The organism is Streptomyces sp. NPDC098789, assembly GCF_044759975.1.
GTDB lineage: Bacteria > Actinomycetota > Actinomycetes > Streptomycetales > Streptomycetaceae > Streptomyces.
The window spans coordinates 127,600-147,562 of the sequence record NZ_JBIWAJ010000018.1 but is presented as its reverse complement, the minus strand read 5'-3'; the positions used below and the strand labels follow the sequence as shown (position 1 = coordinate 147,562).

The following is a 19,963-nucleotide window of genomic DNA, read 5'->3' as shown; positions in this document are numbered from 1 at the left end:
GGAGCGGCGATCTCAACAATGCGCATGACAACCGGAGGATCTTCGGTTGCATCGTCATTTCAGAGGGGAACCCCCACATGAACAAGCCTCTCGCCGGCGCGCTGCTCTCCCTGGTCCTGATGGGTGCGGCGGCGGCCCCGGCCGTGGCCTCCGCACCCCAGGAGAAGGCCGCGAAGGCCGTCACGGTCAACTACGCGGGAACGGTCGCGCTCAGCAACTGTTCCGGCTCGGTCGTCCGGACGCCCAACTCCCTCGCGAGCGACCCCGCGCTCGTGCTCTCCAACGGCCACTGCCTGGAAACCGGCTTCCCGGCCGCCGGCGAGGTCATCAAGGACCAGCCGTCCAGCCGGTCGTTCTCGCTGCTGAACGGCTCCGGTACGAAGGTCGCGACGCTGCGGGCCAGCAAGGTCTCGTACGCGACGATGACCGACACGGACATCTCCATCTACCAACTGACCAAGACCTACGCGCAGATACAGAGCCAGTACGGCATCGGCGCGCTCACCCTCAACGACGCGCACCCGACGCAGGGCGCCTCGATCAAGGTCGTCTCGGGCTACTGGAAGCGGATCTACACCTGCAACGCCGACGGGTTCGTCTACCGCCTCAAGGAGGGCGACTGGACCTGGAAGGACTCGATCCGCTACACCTCGGCCTGCAACACGATCGGCGGCACCTCCGGCTCGCCGGTGATCGACACCGCGACCGGCCGGGTCGTCGCCGTCAACAACACGGGCAACGAGGACGGCCAGCGCTGCACGGAGAACAACCCCTGCGAGGTCGACCAGAACGGCAACGTGACCGTCCGCAAGGGCATCAACTACGCGCAGGAGACCTACATCATCGTCCCCTGCATCGGCGCGGGCAGCACGATCGACCTGACCCGTCCCGGCTGCGTCCTGCCGCGGCCGTGACACCGCACGGCACCACATCGCACAGCACTGGGTAGCAGCGCCGTGCCCCCGCCCCCGCCGTCGCGCGGGGCGGGGGCACGGTGGCCGTCAGGTGCGCCGTCAGGCGCTGGCGAGGAGTTCGAGCGTGTCGATGACGCGGTGCGAGAAGCCCCACTCGTTGTCGTACCAGGCGACCACCTTGATGTGGCGGCCTTCGACCCGGGTGAGCTCCGAGTCGAAGATCGACGAGGCCGGGTTCCCGGTGATGTCGGAAGAGACCAGCGGGTCGTCCGAGTACTCCAGCACGCCCGCGAGCGGTCCGTCCGCCGCGGCGCGGTAGGCCGCCAGCACGTCCTCGCGGGTCACGTCGCGGGCGACCGTCGTGTTGAGCTCGACGATCGATCCGACCGGGACCGGGACCCGGATGGAGTCGCCCGACAGCTTGCCCGCGAGGTTCGGCAGCACCAGCCCGATCGCCTTCGCGGCGCCCGTCGTGGTCGGCACGATGTTGACCGCGGCGGCGCGGGCGCGGCGCGGGTCCCGGTGCGGACCGTCCTGCAGGTTCTGCTCCTGCGTGTAGGCGTGCACCGTCGTCATGAAACCGTGCTCGATGCCCGCGAGGTCGTCGAGCACCGAGGCCAGCGGCGCGAGCGCGTTGGTCGTGCACGAGGCGTTCGAGACGATGGTGTGCGCGGCCGGGTCGTAGGCACCGGTGTTGACCCCGAAGGCGAGCGTGACGTCGGCGCCGTCCGCCGGAGCGCTGACCAGTACCTTCCGCGCACCCGCGGTGACGTGGGCGCGGGCGGCGGTCGCCGAGGTGAAGCGGCCGGTCGCCTCCAGCACGATGTCGACGCCGAGCTTCTCCCAGGGCAGCCGCTCGGGCTCGCGCTCGGCGAGCACGGTGATCCGGCGGCCGTCGACGACGAGGTCGTCCCCGTCGACCCGCACCGGGCGGCCGAGCCGGCCCGAGGTCGTGTCGAAGGCGAGCAGGCGCGCGAGGGCGGCGGGCTCCGTGAGGTCGTTGACGGCGACGACCTCCAGGTCGCTGTCGCGTTCGAGCAGGGCGCGCAGCACGTTGCGTCCGATGCGGCCGAATCCGTTGATGGCGATGCGAGTCATGAGTATCCGTGTCCCTTCGGTTCCCCTCCAGGTTCGCGCCCCGCGCCCGCGCGTGACAGCGGCGAGATCGCCACGGTCCGCAAGGATCGCGCCACACGCCACACGCCACACGCCACACGCCACACGCCACACGCCACACGCCACGAGTCGAGGGTCGAGCGCCACGCGCCCGTCGTGCCCGGCTACTCGCCCCGGGCGAAGGTGCGCCGGTACTCGCTCGGCGTGGTGCGCAGGATGCGCTGGAAGTGCAGCCGGAGGTTCGCGCCGGTGCCGAGGCCGACGTCCGCGGCGATCTGCTCGACGGCCCGCTCCGAGCGTTCCAACAGCTCGCGGGCCACGTCGATGCGGGCCCGCATCACCCACTGCATCGGGGTGTACCCGGTGTCCTGCGCGAAGCGCCGCGAGAAGGTGCGCGGCGACACGGCCGCGTGCTGGGCCAGCACCTCCAGGGTGAGCGGTTCGCCGAGCCGGTGCAGCGCCCACTCGCGGGTGGCGGCGAACCGCTCGCCGAGCGACTCGGGCACGCTGCGCGGGACGTACTGCGCCTGACCGCCGCTGCGGTAGGGGGCCGCGACCAGGCGCCGGGCCGTGTGGTTCGACGCGGCCACCCCGAGGTCGCCGCGCAGGATGTGCAGGCACAGGTCGATGCCCGAGGCCGCTCCGGCCGAGGTCAGCACGCTGCCCTCGTCGACGAACAGGACGTTCTCGTCGACCCGCACCAAGGGCCACTTCGCCGCGAGCGCCCGCGCGTAGTGCCAGTGCGTGGTGGCGCGCTTCCCGTCGAGCAGCCCGGTGGCGGCGAGGGCGAAGGCACCGGTCGAGATGGCCGCGAGGCGCGCGCCCCGGTCGTGGGCGGCGACCAGCGCGTCCACGACGGCCCGCGGCGGGTCGTCGCGGTCGGGGAACCGGTAGCCGGGGACGAAGACGATGTCGGCCCACGCGAGCGCGTCGAGGCCGTGGGCGACGGCGTACGACAGTCCGTCGCCGCCCGCCACGAGACCGGGCGCCGCTCCGCAGACCCGCACCTCGTAGGGCATGCTCGCGCGGGTCGTGAACACCTGCGCGGGAATGCCGACGTCGAGGGGCTTGGCCCCTTCGAGCACCAGGACGGCGACGCGGTGCGGGTGGTGATCGGCGGGTACGGACGCGGGCGCGGGCACGGCACGAGCGTACGCGGGGGAGCGCGGCGCCCCGGTCGGCCGGGGGCGCGGCGAATATTCGGTGCCGTGCCGGCCGGCCCGGGCGCAGAATCGCTGCATGACGGACATGCGCGCGTTCCGGGAAGCGGTCGGCCACTGGGCGGCGGGGGGCTCCGGCGATCCGGCGGGCGAACTGGCCGCGGAGCTGGGGCTGCGCACGGCCGTGCTGCTGGAGGGGCCGAGCGACCTGGAGGCCGTCGAGGTGCTGGCCGCCCGGCGCGGCCGGGACCTGGCCGCCGAGGGTGTGTGCGTCGTGGCGATGGGCGGGGCGATGAGCATCGCCCGCTACGCGGGCCTGCTCGGACCGCCCGGGCTCGGGCTGCGCCTGCGGGGCCTGTGCGACGAGGGCGAGCAGGGGTTCTACGACCGCGGTCTGGAGCGGGCCGGGGCGCCGCGCCGGGGCTTCTTCGTGTGCGTGGCGGACCTGGAGGACGAACTCATCCGTGCGCTGGGCGCGCCGAGGGTGGAGGAGATCATCCGGGAGGAGGGGGAGCTGCGGCCCTGGCAGACCTTCCTGCGCCAGCCCGCGCAGCTCGGGCGCTCCCGCGAGCGGCAGTTGCGGCGCTTCCTCGGCACGAAGCAGGGCCGCAAGATCCGCTACGGCCGCCTGCTGGCCGAGACGCTGGACCCCGCACGGGTCCCGGTCCCGCTCGACGACCTCGTCAGGAGCCTGTGAGTCTGTGAGCCTGCGGGGCTGTGACGCGAACGGGCCGGGTCGGCGGGGGCGCGCCTACTGGGCGGCCGAGCGGCAGGCGGTGACCGCGGTCGCGTGGGTCACGTTGCTCTCGGCGAGGCCCGCCACGCACTCGTCGCTGGCACCGCTCAGACCGACGTAACACGCGGCGCGGACGGCTTCCGGAGCCTCACCGCCCCGCAGCTCCCGCTCTACTTGGTTGATGCAGCGGTTGACGTCCGCGTGGGCGGCGGGGGCCGTGAGGGCCGCGCCGCCGAAGGCGAGGGTCAGGCCGGTGAGAACGCTCGCGATTCGGGTCGACGTGCGCATGGGACGCACCTGCTCTCCGGGATCGGTCGGCGCGCGACCCGGGAATTCGGGATCGATCCGGGATCCGGGATCCGGACGTGCCGGGGCCGCGTGGAACGGGCGCCGAGCGCATGCGGCCGACACGTCGCCGCACGGCTCCGGTCCCCGCACCGGACGGCTCGGCAGGGCATTTCCTCCTTCCTCCGACGCTAGAGCAGCCGCCTGGGGCCCGCACCCGGTGGGGTCGGCGTGGGGGTCGGCGTGGCGCGCTTGACAGGGAAATCGAACATCCATTCTGATTGGTTATCCACAGGCGCGGCGGGCGTGGAGGCGCGTTGTCAGTGGCAGGCGTTAGCGTCAATGGCGTGAAGCGATCGACTCAAGCAAATCGGGTGGAACCCATGGCAGGCACCGACCGTGAGAAGGCGCTCGACGCAGCGCTCGCGCAGATTGAACGGCAGTTCGGCAAGGGCGCGGTCATGCGTCTTGGCGACAAGCCGAATGACCCCATCGACGTCATCCCCACCGGGTCGACCGCGCTGGACATCGCCCTCGGTGTCGGCGGGCTGCCGCGCGGCCGCGTGGTGGAGGTGTACGGGCCGGAGTCCTCCGGTAAGACGACCCTGACCCTGCACGCCGTGGCCAACGCGCAGAAGGCCGGCGGTACCGTCGCCTTCGTCGACGCCGAGCACGCGCTCGACCCCGAGTACGCGAAGGCCCTGGGCGTCGACACCGACAACCTCATCCTGTCCCAGCCGGACACCGGTGAGCAGGCGCTGGAGATCGTGGACATGCTGGTCCGCTCCGGCGCCCTCGACCTCATCGTCATCGACTCCGTCGCGGCGCTCGTGCCGCGTGCGGAGATCGAGGGTGAGATGGGCGACTCGCACGTGGGTCTGCAGGCCCGCCTGATGAGCCAGGCCCTCCGCAAGATCACCGGTGCGCTCAGCCAGTCCAAGACCACCGCGATCTTCATCAACCAGCTCCGCGAGAAGATCGGTGTGATGTTCGGCTCGCCGGAGACCACCACCGGTGGTCGCGCGCTGAAGTTCTACGCCTCGGTGCGTCTGGACATCCGCCGGATCGAGACCCTCAAGGACGGCACGGACGCGGTCGGCAACCGCACCCGCGTCAAGGTCGTCAAGAACAAGGTCGCGCCGCCCTTCAAGCAGGCCGAGTTCGACATCCTCTACGGCCACGGGATCAGCCGCGAGGGCGGTCTGATCGACATGGGCGTGGAGCACGGCTTCGTCCGCAAGGCCGGTGCCTGGTACACGTACGAGGGCGACCAGCTCGGCCAGGGCAAGGAGAACGCGCGCAAGTTCCTGTGCGACAACCCCGACCTCTCCGACGAGATCGAGAAGAAGATCAAGGAGAAGCTGGGCGTGGGCATCCGCAAGGCGCCCGGAGCCGAACCGGGTCCGGATGCGGCGGGCGGCGCTGCGGCGGCCGATGACGCGGCCAAGTCCGTCCCGGCCCCGGCGACGAAGGCCAAGGCGGCCAAGGCCGCCGTAGCCAAGAGCTGACCGTGCGGGAGCAGAGCGGGGCGGGCGGTTCCGGCGCGCCGCGAGCCGAGCGGGGACTGCCGCCCCAGAGCCCCGAAGAGCAGGCGCGGGCGATCTGCCTGCGCCTGCTCACCGGGTCACCGCGCACGCGGAAACAGCTCGCGGACGCACTGGCCAAGCGGGACATCCCCGAGGAGGTGTCGCAGGAGGTCCTCTCCCGTTTCGAGGAGGTGGGCCTGATCGACGACGCCGCCTTCGCCGGGGCGTGGGTCGAGTCCCGGCACCACAGCCGCGGCCTCGCCCGCCGGGCACTCGCCCGCGAGCTGCGCACCAAGGGCGTCCACGCGACCCTGGTGGACGAGGCCCTGGAGCAGCTCGACCCCGAGCAGGAGGAGCGGACCGCCCGGGAGCTGGTGGACCGCAAGCTGCGCGTGACCCGGGGTCTGGAGCGGGACAAGCGGATCCGCCGCCTCGCCGGGATGCTGGCCCGCAAGGGCTACGGGGAGGGTCTCGCCCTCCGGGTGGTGCGGCGCGCGCTCGAAGAGGAGGGCGAGGACACGGAAGACCTCGGCGGCCCGGAGTACCGGGCGTTCTGAACCGGGCGCGCCGACCCTCGGGGCGGGGTGGGGGTAGCCCCCGGGGCAGTGCGCCGGGGTGCTCCACTGCTCAACAGGGGTCCTGAGCAGCAGAGTTGCCCGCATGATGCTGCGTTACGCCCTGCAGAGCGTCCGGGACCGCAAAGCCGGTTTCCTCGGAGCCTTCGTCGCCCTCCTGTGCGCGGCGGCCCTCGTCACCGCCTGCGGCACCCTCCTCGAAACGGGCCTGCGCGGTGTGGTCGCCACCGAGCGCTACGCCGGCGCTCCGGTGGTCGTCTCCGCCGACCAGGACGTGCACGAGAGGACGGTCACGGAGAAGAAGGGCAGGACCGAGGTCAAGGAGAAGGCCAAGCCCGTCGCCGAACGGGCATGGCTGCCCGCCGCCACCCTGGACACCGTCCGCGCCGTACCCGGAGCCGCGCGAGCGGTGCCGGAGCTGACCTTCCAGGCCGTCCCCCTGGTGGCGCACGGCACCGGCAAGCGGTCCTACGGGCACGCCTGGGAATCCGCCGCCCTGACCCCCTTCACCCTGGCCGAGGGGCAGGCCCCGCGGAACACCGGTGAGGTGGTCGTCGACCGCGAGCTGGCCACCCTGGCCGGCCTGCGCCCCGGCTCCCGGCTCACCGTCCAGGCCACCGCGGAGCCCCGTACCTACACGGTCAGCGGCGTCGCGCGGGCGGCGGACCGGACCCCGGGCGACGCCCTGGGCCACCAGACCTCGCTCTTCTTCGACTCCGGCGAGGCCCGCCGGCTCGCCGCCCGCGACGGGCGGATCACCGCGATCGGCGTCCTGCCCCGCCCCGGAGTGAGCGCCGCCGCACTGGCCGCGCAGGTCCGCGCGGCCCTGGCCGGGACCACCGCGCGGGTGTCCCGGGGCGAGGACCGCGGCCCCGTCGAGTTCCTCGACGCGGCGGGCGCCCGGACCAAGCTCGTCTCCATGGGCGGAGCGATGGGCGGCACCTCGCTCCTGGTCGCCGTCCTCGTCGTCGTCGGCACCTTCACCCTCTCCGTGCAGCAGCGCCACCGCGAACTCGCCCTGCTGCGGGCCATCGCCGCGACCCCCCGCCAGCTGCGCCGGATGCTCGGCCGCGAGGCCCTGCTCGTGGGCCTGGCCGCCGGTGTGCCCGGAGCCCTCGCCGGTCTGCCGCTCGCCGCCTGGCTGCACGGCCGGTTCGTCGCGACCGGCGCGATACCGGCCACCCTGGAGCGCACCGCCGGGATCTTCCCCATGGCCGCCGCCGTCGCGACCACCCTGTGCGGCGCGTGGGTCGCCGCCCGGATCACCGGCCGCCGGATCGCCCGGATCCGCCCCTCCGAAGCCCTCGCCGAAGCCGCCGTCGAGCGAGGCCGGCCCGCCTGGACCCGGATCGTCATCGGCACGCTGCTGCTGGCGGGCGGCGCGGTCCTGGTCGCGGTCCTCTCCACGCTGCGCACCGAACCCGCCTCCACCCCGGTCACCTTCCTCGCGGTGGTGGTCCTCGCCGGGGCGGTCTCGCTGCTCGGCCCGCTGCTGGTGCGCGCCGCCACCGCACTGCTCGCCGGCCCGCTGAAGCTGATCGGTGCGAACGGCCGGCTGGCCACCGCCAACCTGCGCGGCAACGCCACCCGCATGGCCTCCGCCGTCACCCCGCTCGCGCTGCTCGTCGGGATGACCTGCACGGTGCTCTTCGTCACGCCGACCCTCGGCGACGCGGCCGGCGCCCAGGCCCGTGCCGGGGTGCGGGCCCCCTGGGTGGTCGCCGGGCAGGAGCCGGGCGTCACCGCCGGGGCCGCGGCGAAGATCCTCAGCACGCCCGGGGTCACCGCCGCCACCGAGGTGGTGGGCACGACCGTCCGGGTGGGCCTGACGAAGTACGCGGCCCAGGGCGTCACCCCGCAGGGGCTCACCCGGACCTGGGACCCCCGCGTCACCGCGGGCAGCCTCGACGCCTTCGGCCCGCGCGGCGCGGCCGTCAGCGAACTGGCCGCCGACCAGCTGGGCCTGCGGCCCGGCAGCCCGCTCGCCCTGACCCTGGGCGACGGAACCCCCGTCACCGTGACCGTCTCCGCCGTCTACGCCCGGGGCCTCGGCTTCGGCGACCTGACCCTGGCCCACGACCTGGTGGCCGCGCACGTGGACGACCCGCTGGCCACCGCCGTCCTGGTGGCGACCGAACCGGGCACCGGCCGCGAGCGGCTGGCCGCCGCGCTGGCGGAGTTCCCCGGCACGGTGGTGCTGAGCGCCGCCGACGCGGACGCGGCGCGGGCCGAGCGGCAGGACGCGCAGGCGGAGGTGAACCTCCTCGCGATGGGCCTGGTCCTCGCCTTCACCGCGATCGCCGTGGTCAACACGCTGGCGATGTCGACCGCGGAGCGCTTCCGCGAGTTCGCCATGCTGCGCCTGGCCGGGGCCACCCGGCGCCAGGTCCTGCGCATGCTGCGCACCGAAGCGCTCGCGGTCCTGCTGATCGGGGTGGGCCTGGGCTCCGCGATCGCGCTCGCGGTCCTCACCGCCTTCAGCGTCGGGATGACGGGCAGCGCCTCCCCGGCGGTGCTGCCCGCGGCCTACGGGGTGGTGGTCGGCGCGGCCGGGCTCCTGGCCCTGCTCGCCACCGCCCTGCCCGGCCGGGCCGCCCTGCGCGTGCGCCCGGTGGACGTGGCCTCGGCCAAGGGGTAGCGGCCCCCGGCAGCGGGGCGCCCGGAACCCCCGGGGGTTCCGGGCGCCCCGCGCCGCGTACGGGGCCCGCTCAGCCGGGGGCGGTCACCGGTAGCCCCGCGGCCTTCCAGGCCTGGAAGCCGCCGGTCAGGTCCGTGGCCCCGGTCAGGCCCAGGGCGTGCAGGGAGGCCGCCGCCAGGGTGGAGGCGTACCCCTCGTTGCAGATCACCACGATCCGCAGGTCGTGCGAGGTGGCCTCGGGGACGCGGTGGCTGCCCCGCGGGTCCAGCCGCCACTCCAGTTCGTTGCGCTCGATCACCAGCGCGCCCGGGATCAGGCCGTCGCGCTCGCGCAGCGCCTGGTAGCGGATGTCCACGAGCAGGGCGCCGTCGCGGGCGGCGGCGTGGGCGTCGGCCGCCCCGATCCGCTCGTAGGTGGCGCGGACCCGCTCCAGCAGTTCGTCGATGCCGACGGGGGCGGCGCTCACTGCCAGTCCGCCGGACGCTCGACCTGCTCCAGGGTCAGCACGGCCCCGCTGCGGCTGAAGCGCCGGATCAGCGGCAGCGGCGGGTAGTAGGCGTGGACCGAGACGGCGTGCTCGGTCGGGGAGGTGTTCAGCACCTCGTGCACGTGGTGCTCGCCGAAGGCACGCCCCTCGCCCGCGCCCAGGGTCCGCGTGCGGTCCAGCCCGGAGGCCAGGTGCAGGGACCGCCAGCCCTCCGCCGGCAGCCGGACGGACAGGGAGTGCTCGGTGAGGCGCCCGCGCGCGGTGGCGAAGGCGCCGCGCGACTCGGCGTGGTCGTGCCAGCCGGTGCCGGTGCCCGGCGGCCAGCCGATCAGCCAGGCCTCGCTGCCCCCGGGGCCGTCGAGGCGCACCCAGGTGCGTCCCTCGGGGTCCAGCGGGAGGGAGGCGACCAGCTCGGAGTCGGCGGCGGTGCGCCGGGCGAAGTCGAGGAGTGCGGCGGCGCCCGGGCCGGTGGCCACCGGGGCGGGGCTGAGCAGGGATGCAGACATCGGGAATGACCGTCCTGGAGTTCGCGAGAGCGCGCGTCGGCGCGCGGGAGGAAGGCGAATCAGCAGGAAGGGCGACAGACGCAGCCCGCATAGCGGAGGAGGTCCATGTGGACCCTCCGCCACAGGCGTACGTCGTGACCGGTCATGTTCGCGAGTGAACCACGGGCGGACTTGAGGGTCAATCGATCACGGGTGGGGTGTGGCGGACGCCTCGGGCAGGGCGCGCGGCGCGGGGGCCGGCAGCGCGGGCAGTCCCGTCTCGGGGGCGCCCGCCCGTACCGCGTCCGCCGCCTCGTACAGCTCGGTCGGACGCACCCCCGCGAAGGTCGCCGCGAGGTGGCCGTCCGGGCGCAGCAGCAGCACCGTGTGCGCCGCGGCCCCCGGGTAGCCGTCGGCGACCAGCAGCTCGGCGCGGACCGGCAGGGCGCCTACCGCGGCCTCCAGCCGCGGCATCAGCCCGGCGCCGACCCAGTGCCGCCGATCCCACACACCGGTTCCCGGAGCGACGAGGAGCACCAGGAGGCGCCCCCGGCCGAGCAGGTCGCGCAGCGGTACGGTCGCCCCGTCCGGCGCGGTCACCGGTACGTTCGCCGCCTGGCCCCCCGGTTCCGTGTCGGTCGGGACCTCGCGCACCGCGACAGGAGGGGCGTACGCCGGGGGCGCGCCCAGCGGCCCGCGCCCCAAGTGGCCGTCCGTGAGCAGCGTTTCGTGGCTGCGCGCGGCGCCCGGTACGTACGTGCGCAGCCCGCCCCCGCCGCGCAGCACGGGCATGGCCTGGTCCGCGGCGCGCAGCCGGGACGCCACCGCGGTACGCCGCTCGGCCTCGTACCCGTCGAGCAGGGCTTCGGAGGCGCCCTGGTGCCAGGCCAGGGAGAGCCGCCAGGCCAGGTTCTCGGCGTCCCGCAGGCCCTCCTCGACCCCCTGCGTGCCCAGGGCGCCCAGCAGGTGGGCGGCGTCCCCGGCGAGGAAGGCGCGGCCGTCGCGCCAGCGCCGGGCGAGCCGGTGGTGCAGCGTGTGGACGCCCGTGTCGATCAGGTCGTACGGGGGAGTGCTGCCCCCGCACCAGGTGGCGAGGGTGTCGCGGATCATCCCGATCAGCGCGTCGGGCGTGACCAGCTCGCCGCGCGGCGGCAACAGCCAGTCCAGCCGCCAGACCCCGTCGGGCAGCGGCCGCGCCGTGACCTCGGCGGTCTTCGCGGAGCGGCTGCGGTGCAGCAGGGCCTCGCCGGGCCAGGGGAGTTCGGTGCGCAGCGCCGCCACGGCGTACCGTTCCACGCCGGTGCGCCCGGGGAAGCGGATGCCCAGCAGCTTGCGGACGGTCGAGCGGGCGCCGTCGCAGCCGACGAGGTGGCTGCCGCGCCACCAGGTGGCCGCGGGCCCGCGGGTGTGCGCCGTGACCCCGAGCGCGTCCTGCTCCAGGGCGTCGAGGCGGCTGTCGGTGACCAGTTGGACCAGCGGATGGGCCGCGGCGGCGTCGCGCAGCCCGCGGGTGAGGGCGTGCTGCGGCAGGTGCAGCGGGGCGGTGGCGTCCTCGAAGGTGGTCCGGTGGGTGTCCCGGCCGCGGCGCATCGTGCGCCAGGCGGCGAAGGGCACGCCCTCGTCGCGCAGGGTCGTGCAGCCCAGGCGGTGCGCCATCGCGGCCGTGTCGGCGTGCAGCACGACGGTGCGGGCGGGGCGGGGTTCCTCCTTGCCCGGACCCTCGTCGAGGACGACGGAGGGAACGCCCGCGCCGGCCAGGGCGAGCGAGAGGGTCAGTCCGACCGGTCCCGCGCCCACGACGATCACCGGGTCCACGGCACGGCTCCCGATGTCCGGTATGTGATCACAGAACGTATGCAACCGACTGGAAGGGCATGCGTCAAGTGACACTGGTAGGTGTGACGCCTTGTGGTGCGACGGAAGACTCCGCCGCACCACAAGGATCACGCCATCATACTGACCGGGTGTCAGGCGAGCGTCAGGACGGGCCCGCGCCGCCGCCCATTCCCGCGTCCATGACCTCGGTGATGTTGACCGTGGCGCCGGTGCTCTTCTTCGACTTGCGCAGTCGCGCCTCCAGCGCCGAAGCGGCCGTGGTCAGCGCGAAGTTGATGGCGACGAAGAGCAGGCCGATCACGACCAGGCTCGCGATGGTGTTGCTGTAGTTCGCCGAGATCTGCCGGGCCATCGACAGCAGCTCGGGCAGGGCGAGCAGCGTGCCGCCGAGCGCGGTGTCCTTGAGGATCACCACAAGCTGGCTGACCAGCGCCGGGAGCATCGCCGTCACGGCCTGCGGGACCAGCACGTAGAGCATGGTCTGGCCCTTGCGCATGCCGATCGCCTTGGCCGCGTCGGTCTGGCCGGAAGGCAGCGACAGCACGCCGGCCCGGACGATCTCCCCGATGACCGCCGCGTTGTAGAGGACCAGGCCGGTCGCCACCGCGTACAGCGGCCGCAGTTCCGAGCTGACGTCGCTGAACCGCACGTACAGGGCGGCCCCGAAGAGCATCAGCATCAGCACCGGGATGGCGCGGAAGAACTCGACGAACGCGCCGACCGGGATCCGGACCCACGCGTGGTCGGAGAGCCGGCCGATGCCCAGGAGCGCGCCCAGCGGCAGCGCGATGACCATGGCGATCAGGCCGGCCTTCAGCGTCTCCAGCACGCCCGGGATCAGCCAGGTCGTCCAGATCTGGCCGTCGGTGACGAACGGCGTCCACTTGTCGGCGTCCAACTGGTTCTTGTCCGCCATGGTGGAGAGGATCCACCACAGGGCGAGGCCGAGCACCACGAGGAAGATCGCGGAGTACAGCCAGTTGCGCGCCTTGGCCTTGGGGCCCGGCGTGTCGTACAGCACGGAGGTCATCGCTTCACCGCCACTCGCTTGGCCACCCAGCCCAGCAGCAGACCCGTGGGCAGGGTCAGCAGGACGAAGCCGAGGGCGAAGATGCCGAAGACCGCGAAGAGCGCCTGCGCCTCGTTCTCGATCATTTCCTTCATCAGCAGGGCCGCTTCGGCCACGCCGATGGCCGCCGCCACCGTGGTGTTCTTGGTGAGGGCGATCAGTACGTTCGTGAGCGGTCCGATGACCGCCCGGAAGGCCTGGGGGAGCACGATCAGGGTCAGCACCTGGAAGAAGCTCAGGCCCAGCGCGCGGGCCGCCTCGGCCTGGCCGACCGGCACGGTGTTGATGCCCGAGCGCAGCGCCTCGCAGACGAAGGTGCCGGTGTAGGCGGTCAGTGCGAGGACGGCCAGCCGGAAGCCGATGTCCTTGAAGTTGCCGCCGCCGAGCGTGATGCCGAGCGTCTGGTTCAGGCCCAGGGAGCACCCGATGATCAACACGGTCAGCGGGGTGTTGCGCACCACGTTGACGTAGAAGGTGCCGAAGCCCCGCATGAGGGGGACGGGACTGACCCGCATACCGGCCAGGACGGTGCCCCAGACCAGGGATCCGGCCGCCGAGTAGAGGGTGAGCTGAACCGTCACCCAGAAGGCTCCGAGCAGGTCGTACTGCCCGGAATCAAGAAAATCGAACACGATGCCCTGCGCTCTCCCCAGGATGGCCGGTGAGGTGCGGCGCCGCCCGTGACAGGCGGGCGGCGACGCGCCTCACCGATGAATCAGCTGCCTTCGGTGATCTTCGGAGCCGGCTCGTTCTTGTAGTTGGCCGGACCGAAGTTCTTCTTCACGGCCGCTTCCCAGGAACCGTCCGCTTCCATCTTCGTGATGGCGGCGTTGATCTTGGTCTGGAGCTCCTTGTCGCCCTTCTTCAGACCGATGCCGTAGTTCTCGTTGCTCAGGCTCAGCCCGACCAGCTTGAACTTGCCCTTGTTCTTGTCCTGCGCCGCGTAGCCGGCCAGGATCGAGTTGTCCGTGGTCAGAGCGTCGACGGCCTTGCTCTCCAGGCCGGTGAGGCACTCGGAGTAGCCCGGGAACTCCTGGAGGTCGGCCTTGGGGGCCAGCTTCGTCTTGACGTTCTGCGCCGAGGTGGAGCCGGTGACCGAGCACAGCTTCTTGCTGTTGAGGTCCTCGGGCTTGGTGATCGAGGTGTCGTCGGCACGGACCAGCAGGTCCTGGTGCGCGAGGAAGTACGGGCCGGCGAAGTCGACCTTCTCCTTGCGCTTGTCGTTGATCGAGTAGCTCGCGACGATGAACTTGACGTCACCGTTCGCGATCAGGTTCTCGCGCTCGGCGCTGACGGCCTGCTTGAACTGGATCTGGTCGGGCGCGTAGCCGAGCTCCTTGGCCACGTAGGTGGCCACGTCGACGTCGAAGCCGGCGTACTTGCCGTCGGGGGTCTTCAGGCCGACGCCCGGCTGGTCGAACTTGATGCCGATGACGATCTTGTCCTTCTTGGCACCCGCCGTGCTGCCCGCGTCGCCCGCGGGCTCGTCCTTCTTGCTGCTGCCGCAGGCGGTCGCGGTCAGCGCCAGGGCGACGGCGACGGCGACGGACGCGCCGACCTTCAGAACCTTCATGATGAACTTCCCTCGGATGAGACGTTGTTGTACGACGGGCGACGATGTTCCCCGTCGACCGGATCACTACCAGACGAAGTCGTCAGTGGTGCAGGATCTTCGACAGGAAGTCCTTGGCGCGGTCGCTGCGCGGATTGCTGAAGAACTGGTCGGGCGTGGCCTCTTCGACGATTTTTCCGTCCGCCATGAAGACCACCCGGTTGGCCGCAGAACGGGCGAAGCCCATCTCGTGCGTGACGACGACCATCGTCATGCCCTCGCTGGCGAGCTGCTGCATGACCTCCAGCACCTCGTTGATCATCTCCGGGTCGAGCGCGGAGGTCGGCTCGTCGAAGAGCATCACCTTCGGGCCCATGGCCAGCGCGCGGGCGATCGCCACGCGCTGCTGCTGGCCGCCGGAGAGCTGCGCCGGGTACTTGTCGGCCTGCGTGCCGACGCCCACCCGGTCCAGCAGGGCGCGCGCCTTCTTCTCGGCCGCCGCCCGGTCCGTCTTGCGGACCTTGAGCTGGCCCAGCATCACGTTCTCCAGCACCGTCTTGTGCGCGAAGAGATTGAACGACTGGAACACCATGCCGACGTCGGCGCGCAGTCGGGCCAGCTCCTTGCCCTCGGCGGGCAGCGGGCGGCCGTCGAGCGTGATGGTGCCCGAATCGATGGTCTCCAGCCGGTTGATCGTCCGGCACAGCGTGGACTTGCCCGACCCCGAGGGGCCGATCACCACGACGACTTCGCCCCGGGCAATGCTCAGATCGATGTCTTGAAGCACGTGCAACGCGCCGAAGTGCTTGTTGACGTTGCTCAGTACGACCAGGCCGTCCGCGGTGGGCGCCGCGTCCTGCGTGCCTTCGGTCACTGATACTCCGCTCATCGGCTTCTTGCTCCGTCCACCTCGGTTGGGGAGGACAGTAATGAGGCAATGAGCACACCGTCATCACATCTGAGCGAGAATTGAGGATAACGATACGGCCTCGCCCCGCCACGCTCCGTGTACGGTCGGCGCGTGCCCGTACCGGGTGCATAACGGAAGGCGCGCCGGACCGGAACACCCTTGACGTGGGCTCCCGCATCGGCGTGGATGCATGGTGGCCATGTTTGCCCACATGGCGAGATGAGGAAAGGAGGACGCATGAGACTGCTGCTCGTCGAGGACGACGACCACGTCGCCGCCGCCCTGTCCGCGATCCTCGCCCGCCACGGTTTCAAGGTCACCCACGCCCGCAGCGGCGAAGAGGCCCTCCAGGCCCTGCTGCCCGCGGGCCCCGCCGCCGGGGTCACTCCCTACGGGGTGATCCTGCTCGACCTCGGACTGCCCGACCAGGACGGCTACGAGGTCTGCGGCAAGATCCGCAAGCGCACCACCACCCCCGTGATCATGGTGACCGCGCGGGCCGACGTCCGCTCGCGCATCCACGGCCTCAACATGGGCGCCGACGACTACGTCACCAAGCCCTACGACACCGGCGAGCTGCTCGCCCGGATCCACGCCGTGGCCCGCCGCACCGGCGCCTCCGAGGACGGCTCGGCGGCGCCCGCCGGCACCCCCGCCGTCGTCCGCTTCGGCCGCGTCAGCATCGAGCTGCCCACCCGGCGCGTCTGCGTGGACGACGCCGACGTGCCGCTCACCCGCAAGGAGTTCGACCTGCTCGCGCTCCTCGCGCAGCGCCCCGGCGTGGTCTTCCGGCGCGAGCAGATCATCAGCGAGGTCTGGCGCACCAGCTGGGAAGGCACCGGGCGCACCCTCGAAGTGCACGTCGCCTCGCTCCGCTCCAAGCTCGCGATGCCCGCGCTCATCGAAACCGTCCGCGGAGTGGGCTACCGGCTCGTCGCCCCGCCCACCCCGCCCGCCCCCTAGCGGACCGACCGTGCGCACCCGGCTGCTGCCCCTGCTCGTCGTCCTGATGGCGGGCACCCTGCTCGCCCTCGGCTTCCCGCTCGCGGTGAGCCTGGCCGCCGCGCAGCAGCAGCGGGTGGTCGTCGACCGCATCGACGACAGCGCCCGCTTCGCCGCCCTCGCGCAGTTCGTCATCGACTCCGAGGGGTCCGGGGACACGGGGGCCGACGACCGCCGTGAAACCCTCCAGCTCGAACTCGCCCGCTACCAAGGGCTGTACGGGATCCGCGTCGGCATCTTCTACCGCGACGACAACGCCATGGCCCGCGCCCCCGGCTGGTGGCAGCTCCCCGAGACCGGCGAGGGCAGGCGCGCCTTCGAGGAGGCCCTCGCCGGCCGGCGCAGCCACGACCCCGCCCAGGTCTGGCCCTGGCAGCGCGGCGGGAAGCTGCTCGTGGCCTCCCCGGTGGTGCTCGACGGCGACGTCGTCGCCGTCGTCGTCACCGAATCACCCACCGATCAGATGCGCGCCAGCACCCTGCGCGGCTGGCTCTTCATCATCGGGGGACTGGCCGCCGCGATGCTCGTCGCCTTCGGGGCGGCGCTGCGGCTCACCAGCTGGGTGCTCAAGCCCGTACAGACCCTGGACGCGGCCGCCCACGGGATCGCCACCGGGCGGATGAACTCGCGCGTCGCCGCCGGCGGCGGTCCGCCGGAACTCCGCCGCCTGGCCCGCTCGTTCAACGAGATGGCCGACAACGTCGAAGAGGTACTGGAGCAGCAGCGGGCGTTCGTCGCGGACGCCTCCCACCAGCTGCGCAATCCGCTCGCCGCGCTGCTCCTGCGCATCGAGCTGCTCGCCCTCGAACTTCCCGAGGGCAATGCGGAGATCGCCTCGGTGCGCACCGAGGGCAAGCGCCTGACCCAGGTCCTGGACGACCTGCTGGACCTGGCGCTGGCCGAGCACACCTCCGCCGAGATCAGCCTCACCGACATCGGCGAGCTGACCGGCGAGCGCGTCGCCGCCTGGCGCCCGCTCGCCGAGGAGAAGGGGGTCCGGCTGACGGAGGAGGGCCGCACCGCCGTCACCGGCTGGGCCGACCCCATCGCCCTGTCCAGCGCCCTCGACGCCGTCATCGACAACGCCCTCAAGTTCACTCCCTCCGGCGAGGAGGTGCGGGTGTCGGTGACCGCCGAGGGGCGCTCGGTCCTCGTGAGCGTCGCCGACCGGGGGCCCGGCCTCACCGAGGAGGAGCTGGCCCGCGTCGGCGACCGGTTCTGGCGCAGCGGCCGCCACCAGAACATCAAGGGCTCGGGGCTGGGCCTGTCGATCTCCCGGGCCCTGCTGGCCGCGGGCGGCGGGTCCCTCTCGTACGAGACGAACCCGCCGCACGGCCTGCGCGTCACCGTCACGGTGCCGCGCACGGGACCGCACGCGGGCTGACGCGTGCGGTCCGGTGCGCGGGTGGTGCGGGTGGTGCGGGTGACACGCGCCATGCGGGTGGCGGTGTCACCAGGTGTAGGCGGTCCCGGCCGGCTCCGAGACCGTGAACAGCTCGCCCACCGCCCGCACCTCGAAGGCGGTCCGCGCCTCCTGGTCGGACCGCTCCAGCCCCGGCACGTACACGGCCGTACCGCAGGTGCCGGCGAGGAAACGCCGGGTCCCGTCCGCGAGCACCCGGTACAGCTCGTAATGGCGCACCGCGCCGGGCGCCCGCTGCCAGGACAGCCGCAGCGAGACCTTCGCGCCCTCCCGGGCCGCCGCGTCCACCCGTGCTCCGCCCGGCGCGGCCGGCCGCTCGGGCCCGTCGGCCACCGCGAGGGACCCGAGCCGCCAGCGCACCGCGCCACTGCCGATCCGGGTCAGTCGGACCGCCAGGCCGTACGCCGTCCTGCCGGCCAGCGCGGCCAGCGACACCCGGGCGGTCCGCCAGCCCTGCCCGCTGCCGGGCGCCTGCGCCTTCAGCCAGGTGTACGGCACGGCCGCGCCCGGCTTCGACGGTTCGCGGACGGCCACCCCGACCTCCACCTCCACCGCGCCCGACTCGTTCCGGTACACCAGCTCCAGCACGCTCGCGCCGGTCAACGGCAGCCGCGTCGCGTGCAGGCCGACGGTGGCCGGCGCGCCCAGCGCCCCCGCGACCAGCAGGCTGGAGCCGCCCCGCCAGGCGTCCGCGAAGTCCAGGGTCACGGTGGGCCGCGCCCCGCTGCTCTGCACGACCCAGCGGCGGCCCGGCAGCCGGTCCTGGAGCCCGAGGTGGTTCCAGGGGGTCGGTGAGGTGACCGCGCCGTTCTCGTACCAGCGCACTCCGTGACCGGTGTTGAAGGTGGTCGCGAAGGGCAGGGCGGTGACCGTGGAGCGATCGGCGACCACGGTGGCCGGAGCCCGCCAGGCGCTGCCCGTCGCCGGCCGGGAGGGGTCGAGGGACTCGCCGGTCCAGAAGCGGTCGTCGGCCGCGTGGAAGGCGCCGGGGGAGCGGTCGGTGAGGTGGTTGCGGGTCCACTCGGGCCGGTAGAAGCCGTAGCTGACCACGTGGTCGCGCCCGCGCGGCACGATCGCGTCCCACCCGGGATCCGAGTTCCAGCCCGCCGACTCCACGTCGACGCCCGCCCACAACTCGTAGCGCCCGCGACCGAGCTGCCCGGCGAGGGTGCCGGAAGAGGCCAACGAGCCCGCGCTCCAGCGGAAGTCGACGAACATGGTGTCGGAGACCTTGCCCTGGCGGTCCTCGAAGAACTCCTGGTTGAGCTGGTCGAGGGCGCCCCGCCAGCCGACCCGGCCGGTGCTGTTCATCGCGTCGTACCAGGTGATCCGCAGCCCCTTGGGCTCCCCGGCCGCGCGCAGCGCGCGCAGGAACCCCCGCATCCGCGTGGCGAGTTCGCTGTCGCCGCCGTCGGTCTCGGCGTTCACGAACCAGCCGTCGAAGCCGTACGTCGCCGCCACCTCCGCCAGCTTCTCCGCGATCGGGTAGCGGCCGAGGGAGTCCTGCTGCACCAGGTCGCGGGTCCAGCGAAGGTCCCCGCCGTAGGCGACCGGCGGCAGGAAGACGTTGCCCAGCACGCGGACGCCGTTGCGGTGCGCGGCGTCGATGACCGGTGCGTTGGGGGCGAGCACGATGCCCTCGCCGGAGGATCCGCCCCAGAAGACCAGCTCGTCGAGGTACGCCCAGTGCGTGAGCGCGTAGTAATCGGCGCTGCCACTGCCCTGCGAGGGGTTCCCGGCCGTCGGCCCGAAGGAGACCAACGAGGAGATGCGGGCCTGCCCGGCCCGCGCCGTCGTATTGGCCGCCACCGGCGTGAACCGCGCGGCCAGCGGCACGGTCGCGGTGTTGTGGGCGAGGTCGGGGTCGGTCTCGGGCCGCCACTGCTTCAGCGAGCGCCACACGATCCCGGCCCCGGGGCTGCCCGCCGGGAGCGAGTCCGGGAACCAGTACGAGGCGTACGGGGCCAGGTCACCCGCGGCGGCGAGCGGCGCCCGGGTGGCCGCGGAGGCGACCACCCCCGGGCCGGACACGCCCAGCAGCGCCCCGGCCCCGGCCCCGGCGCCCGCGAGCAGCAGCCCGCGCCGGGTGGGACGTATGGAAGCGGGGTCGGGGGAGGGGGCGTGGGCGGCGTCGGGGGCACCGGAACGAGCGTCGACGGCGTTGTCGGTCTCGGACATGAGGTCTCCTCAAGAGGGGGGAGGGGGAGGGGCGGTGCTGTACGGGTGGTCCCATGCCGTGCGGGTGGTGC

At 72.9% G+C, this 19,963-nt stretch carries 18 protein-coding genes and 1 pseudogene; 7 read left to right on the top strand and 12 right to left on the bottom strand.

Annotated elements, in window-relative coordinates; genetic code table 11:
* Positions 1–77: 77 nt before the first annotated feature.
* Positions 78–914: a serine protease gene (locus tag ACIQWR_RS31130; protein ID WP_404016362.1), complete on the top strand. Its 837-nt coding sequence runs from the start codon at positions 78–80 to the stop codon at positions 912–914.
* A 99-nt stretch (positions 915–1,013) separates the two neighbouring features.
* On the opposite strand, the gene gap is transcribed toward ACIQWR_RS31130, so the two are convergent.
* Together gap and ACIQWR_RS31120 are read right to left on the bottom strand one after the other, a co-directional pair.
* Positions 1,014–2,012: a type I glyceraldehyde-3-phosphate dehydrogenase gene (gene gap, locus ACIQWR_RS31125; RefSeq protein WP_404016359.1), complete on the bottom strand. Its 999-nt coding sequence runs from the start codon at positions 2,010–2,012 to the stop codon at positions 1,014–1,016.
* A gap of 182 nt (positions 2,013–2,194) precedes the next feature.
* Positions 2,195–3,172 (bottom strand): GlxA family transcriptional regulator, encoded by a 978-nt coding sequence (locus ACIQWR_RS31120; RefSeq protein WP_404016356.1) that lies wholly within the window; start codon positions 3,170–3,172, stop codon positions 2,195–2,197.
* 97 nt (positions 3,173–3,269) lie between these two features.
* Here ACIQWR_RS31120 and ACIQWR_RS31115 point away from each other — a divergent pair, with 97 nt between their 5' ends.
* A complete protein-coding gene (locus tag ACIQWR_RS31115; RefSeq protein WP_399261879.1) occupies positions 3,270–3,887 on the top strand; it encodes a TOPRIM nucleotidyl transferase/hydrolase domain-containing protein in 618 nt (205 codons plus the stop codon).
* Between the two features lie 54 nt (positions 3,888–3,941).
* Here the strand turns inward: ACIQWR_RS31115 and ACIQWR_RS31110 are convergent, their stop codons facing one another.
* On the bottom strand, positions 3,942–4,214 hold the full coding sequence (locus ACIQWR_RS31110) for a hypothetical protein (protein WP_404016352.1): 273 nt from the start codon (positions 4,212–4,214) through the stop codon (positions 3,942–3,944).
* A 380-nt stretch (positions 4,215–4,594) separates the two neighbouring features.
* Between ACIQWR_RS31110 and recA the strand changes: the two genes are divergently transcribed.
* From recA to ACIQWR_RS31095, 3 genes and pseudogenes are all read left to right on the top strand, one after another.
* Positions 4,595–5,719, top strand: coding sequence for a recombinase RecA (gene recA / locus ACIQWR_RS31105; protein WP_404016348.1), 1,125 nt, complete (start codon positions 4,595–4,597; stop codon positions 5,717–5,719).
* Positions 5,668–6,294, top strand: a pseudogene (gene recX / locus ACIQWR_RS31100) (recombination regulator RecX); the annotation flags it as partial. The gene recA and the pseudogene recX, both read left to right, overlap by 52 nt.
* A gap of 103 nt (positions 6,295–6,397) precedes the next feature.
* Positions 6,398–8,950, top strand: coding sequence for an FtsX-like permease family protein (locus ACIQWR_RS31095; protein WP_404016345.1), 2,553 nt, complete (start codon positions 6,398–6,400; stop codon positions 8,948–8,950).
* A gap of 70 nt (positions 8,951–9,020) precedes the next feature.
* Here the strand turns inward: ACIQWR_RS31095 and ACIQWR_RS31090 are convergent, their stop codons facing one another.
* The 8 genes from ACIQWR_RS31090 to ACIQWR_RS31055 all read right to left on the bottom strand — a co-directional run bounded on the left by ACIQWR_RS31090 (position 9,021) and on the right by ACIQWR_RS31055 (position 15,268).
* Positions 9,021–9,416, bottom strand: coding sequence for a rhodanese-like domain-containing protein (locus ACIQWR_RS31090; protein WP_404016343.1), 396 nt, complete (start codon positions 9,414–9,416; stop codon positions 9,021–9,023).
* Positions 9,413–9,943, bottom strand: coding sequence for a cysteine dioxygenase (locus tag ACIQWR_RS31085; RefSeq protein WP_404016340.1), 531 nt, complete (start codon positions 9,941–9,943; stop codon positions 9,413–9,415). Before ACIQWR_RS31085 ends, ACIQWR_RS31090 begins: the two co-directional genes overlap by 4 nt.
* 59 nt (positions 9,944–10,002) lie before the next feature.
* A complete protein-coding gene (locus ACIQWR_RS31080; protein ID WP_311314449.1) occupies positions 10,003–10,050 on the bottom strand; it encodes a hypothetical protein in 48 nt (15 codons plus the stop codon).
* A gap of 79 nt (positions 10,051–10,129) precedes the next feature.
* Positions 10,130–11,737, bottom strand: coding sequence for an FAD-dependent monooxygenase (locus ACIQWR_RS31075; RefSeq protein WP_404016337.1), 1,608 nt, complete (start codon positions 11,735–11,737; stop codon positions 10,130–10,132).
* A gap of 163 nt (positions 11,738–11,900) precedes the next feature.
* Positions 11,901–12,788, bottom strand: a complete 888-nt coding sequence (locus ACIQWR_RS31070) for an amino acid ABC transporter permease (RefSeq protein WP_404016334.1) — start codon at positions 12,786–12,788, stop codon at positions 11,901–11,903.
* Positions 12,785–13,459, bottom strand: a complete 675-nt coding sequence (locus ACIQWR_RS31065; protein ID WP_399261862.1) for an amino acid ABC transporter permease — start codon at positions 13,457–13,459, stop codon at positions 12,785–12,787. Before ACIQWR_RS31065 ends, ACIQWR_RS31070 begins: the two co-directional genes overlap by 4 nt.
* 83 nt (positions 13,460–13,542) lie before the next feature.
* Complete coding sequence (locus ACIQWR_RS31060) at positions 13,543–14,400, bottom strand: glutamate ABC transporter substrate-binding protein (protein ID WP_399261860.1); 858 nt, start codon at positions 14,398–14,400, stop codon at positions 13,543–13,545.
* An 82-nt stretch (positions 14,401–14,482) separates the two neighbouring features.
* Positions 14,483–15,268 (bottom strand): amino acid ABC transporter ATP-binding protein, encoded by a 786-nt coding sequence (locus tag ACIQWR_RS31055; RefSeq protein ID WP_404016331.1) that lies wholly within the window; start codon positions 15,266–15,268, stop codon positions 14,483–14,485.
* Positions 15,269–15,526: 258 nt separating this feature from the next.
* On the opposite strand from ACIQWR_RS31055, the gene ACIQWR_RS31050 reads away from it, so the two are divergent.
* Both ACIQWR_RS31050 and ACIQWR_RS31045 read left to right on the top strand, forming a co-directional pair.
* A complete protein-coding gene (locus ACIQWR_RS31050) occupies positions 15,527–16,252 on the top strand; it encodes a response regulator transcription factor (protein WP_404016328.1) in 726 nt (241 codons plus the stop codon).
* 10 nt (positions 16,253–16,262) lie between these two features.
* On the top strand, positions 16,263–17,675 hold the full coding sequence (locus ACIQWR_RS31045) for an ATP-binding protein (RefSeq protein ID WP_399261854.1): 1,413 nt from the start codon (positions 16,263–16,265) through the stop codon (positions 17,673–17,675).
* Between the two features lie 66 nt (positions 17,676–17,741).
* Here ACIQWR_RS31045 and ACIQWR_RS31040 read toward each other — a convergent pair whose 3' ends face one another.
* Positions 17,742–19,892, bottom strand: coding sequence for an endo-beta-N-acetylglucosaminidase (locus ACIQWR_RS31040; RefSeq protein ID WP_404016325.1), 2,151 nt, complete (start codon positions 19,890–19,892; stop codon positions 17,742–17,744).
* Positions 19,893–19,963 lie beyond the last annotated feature (71 nt).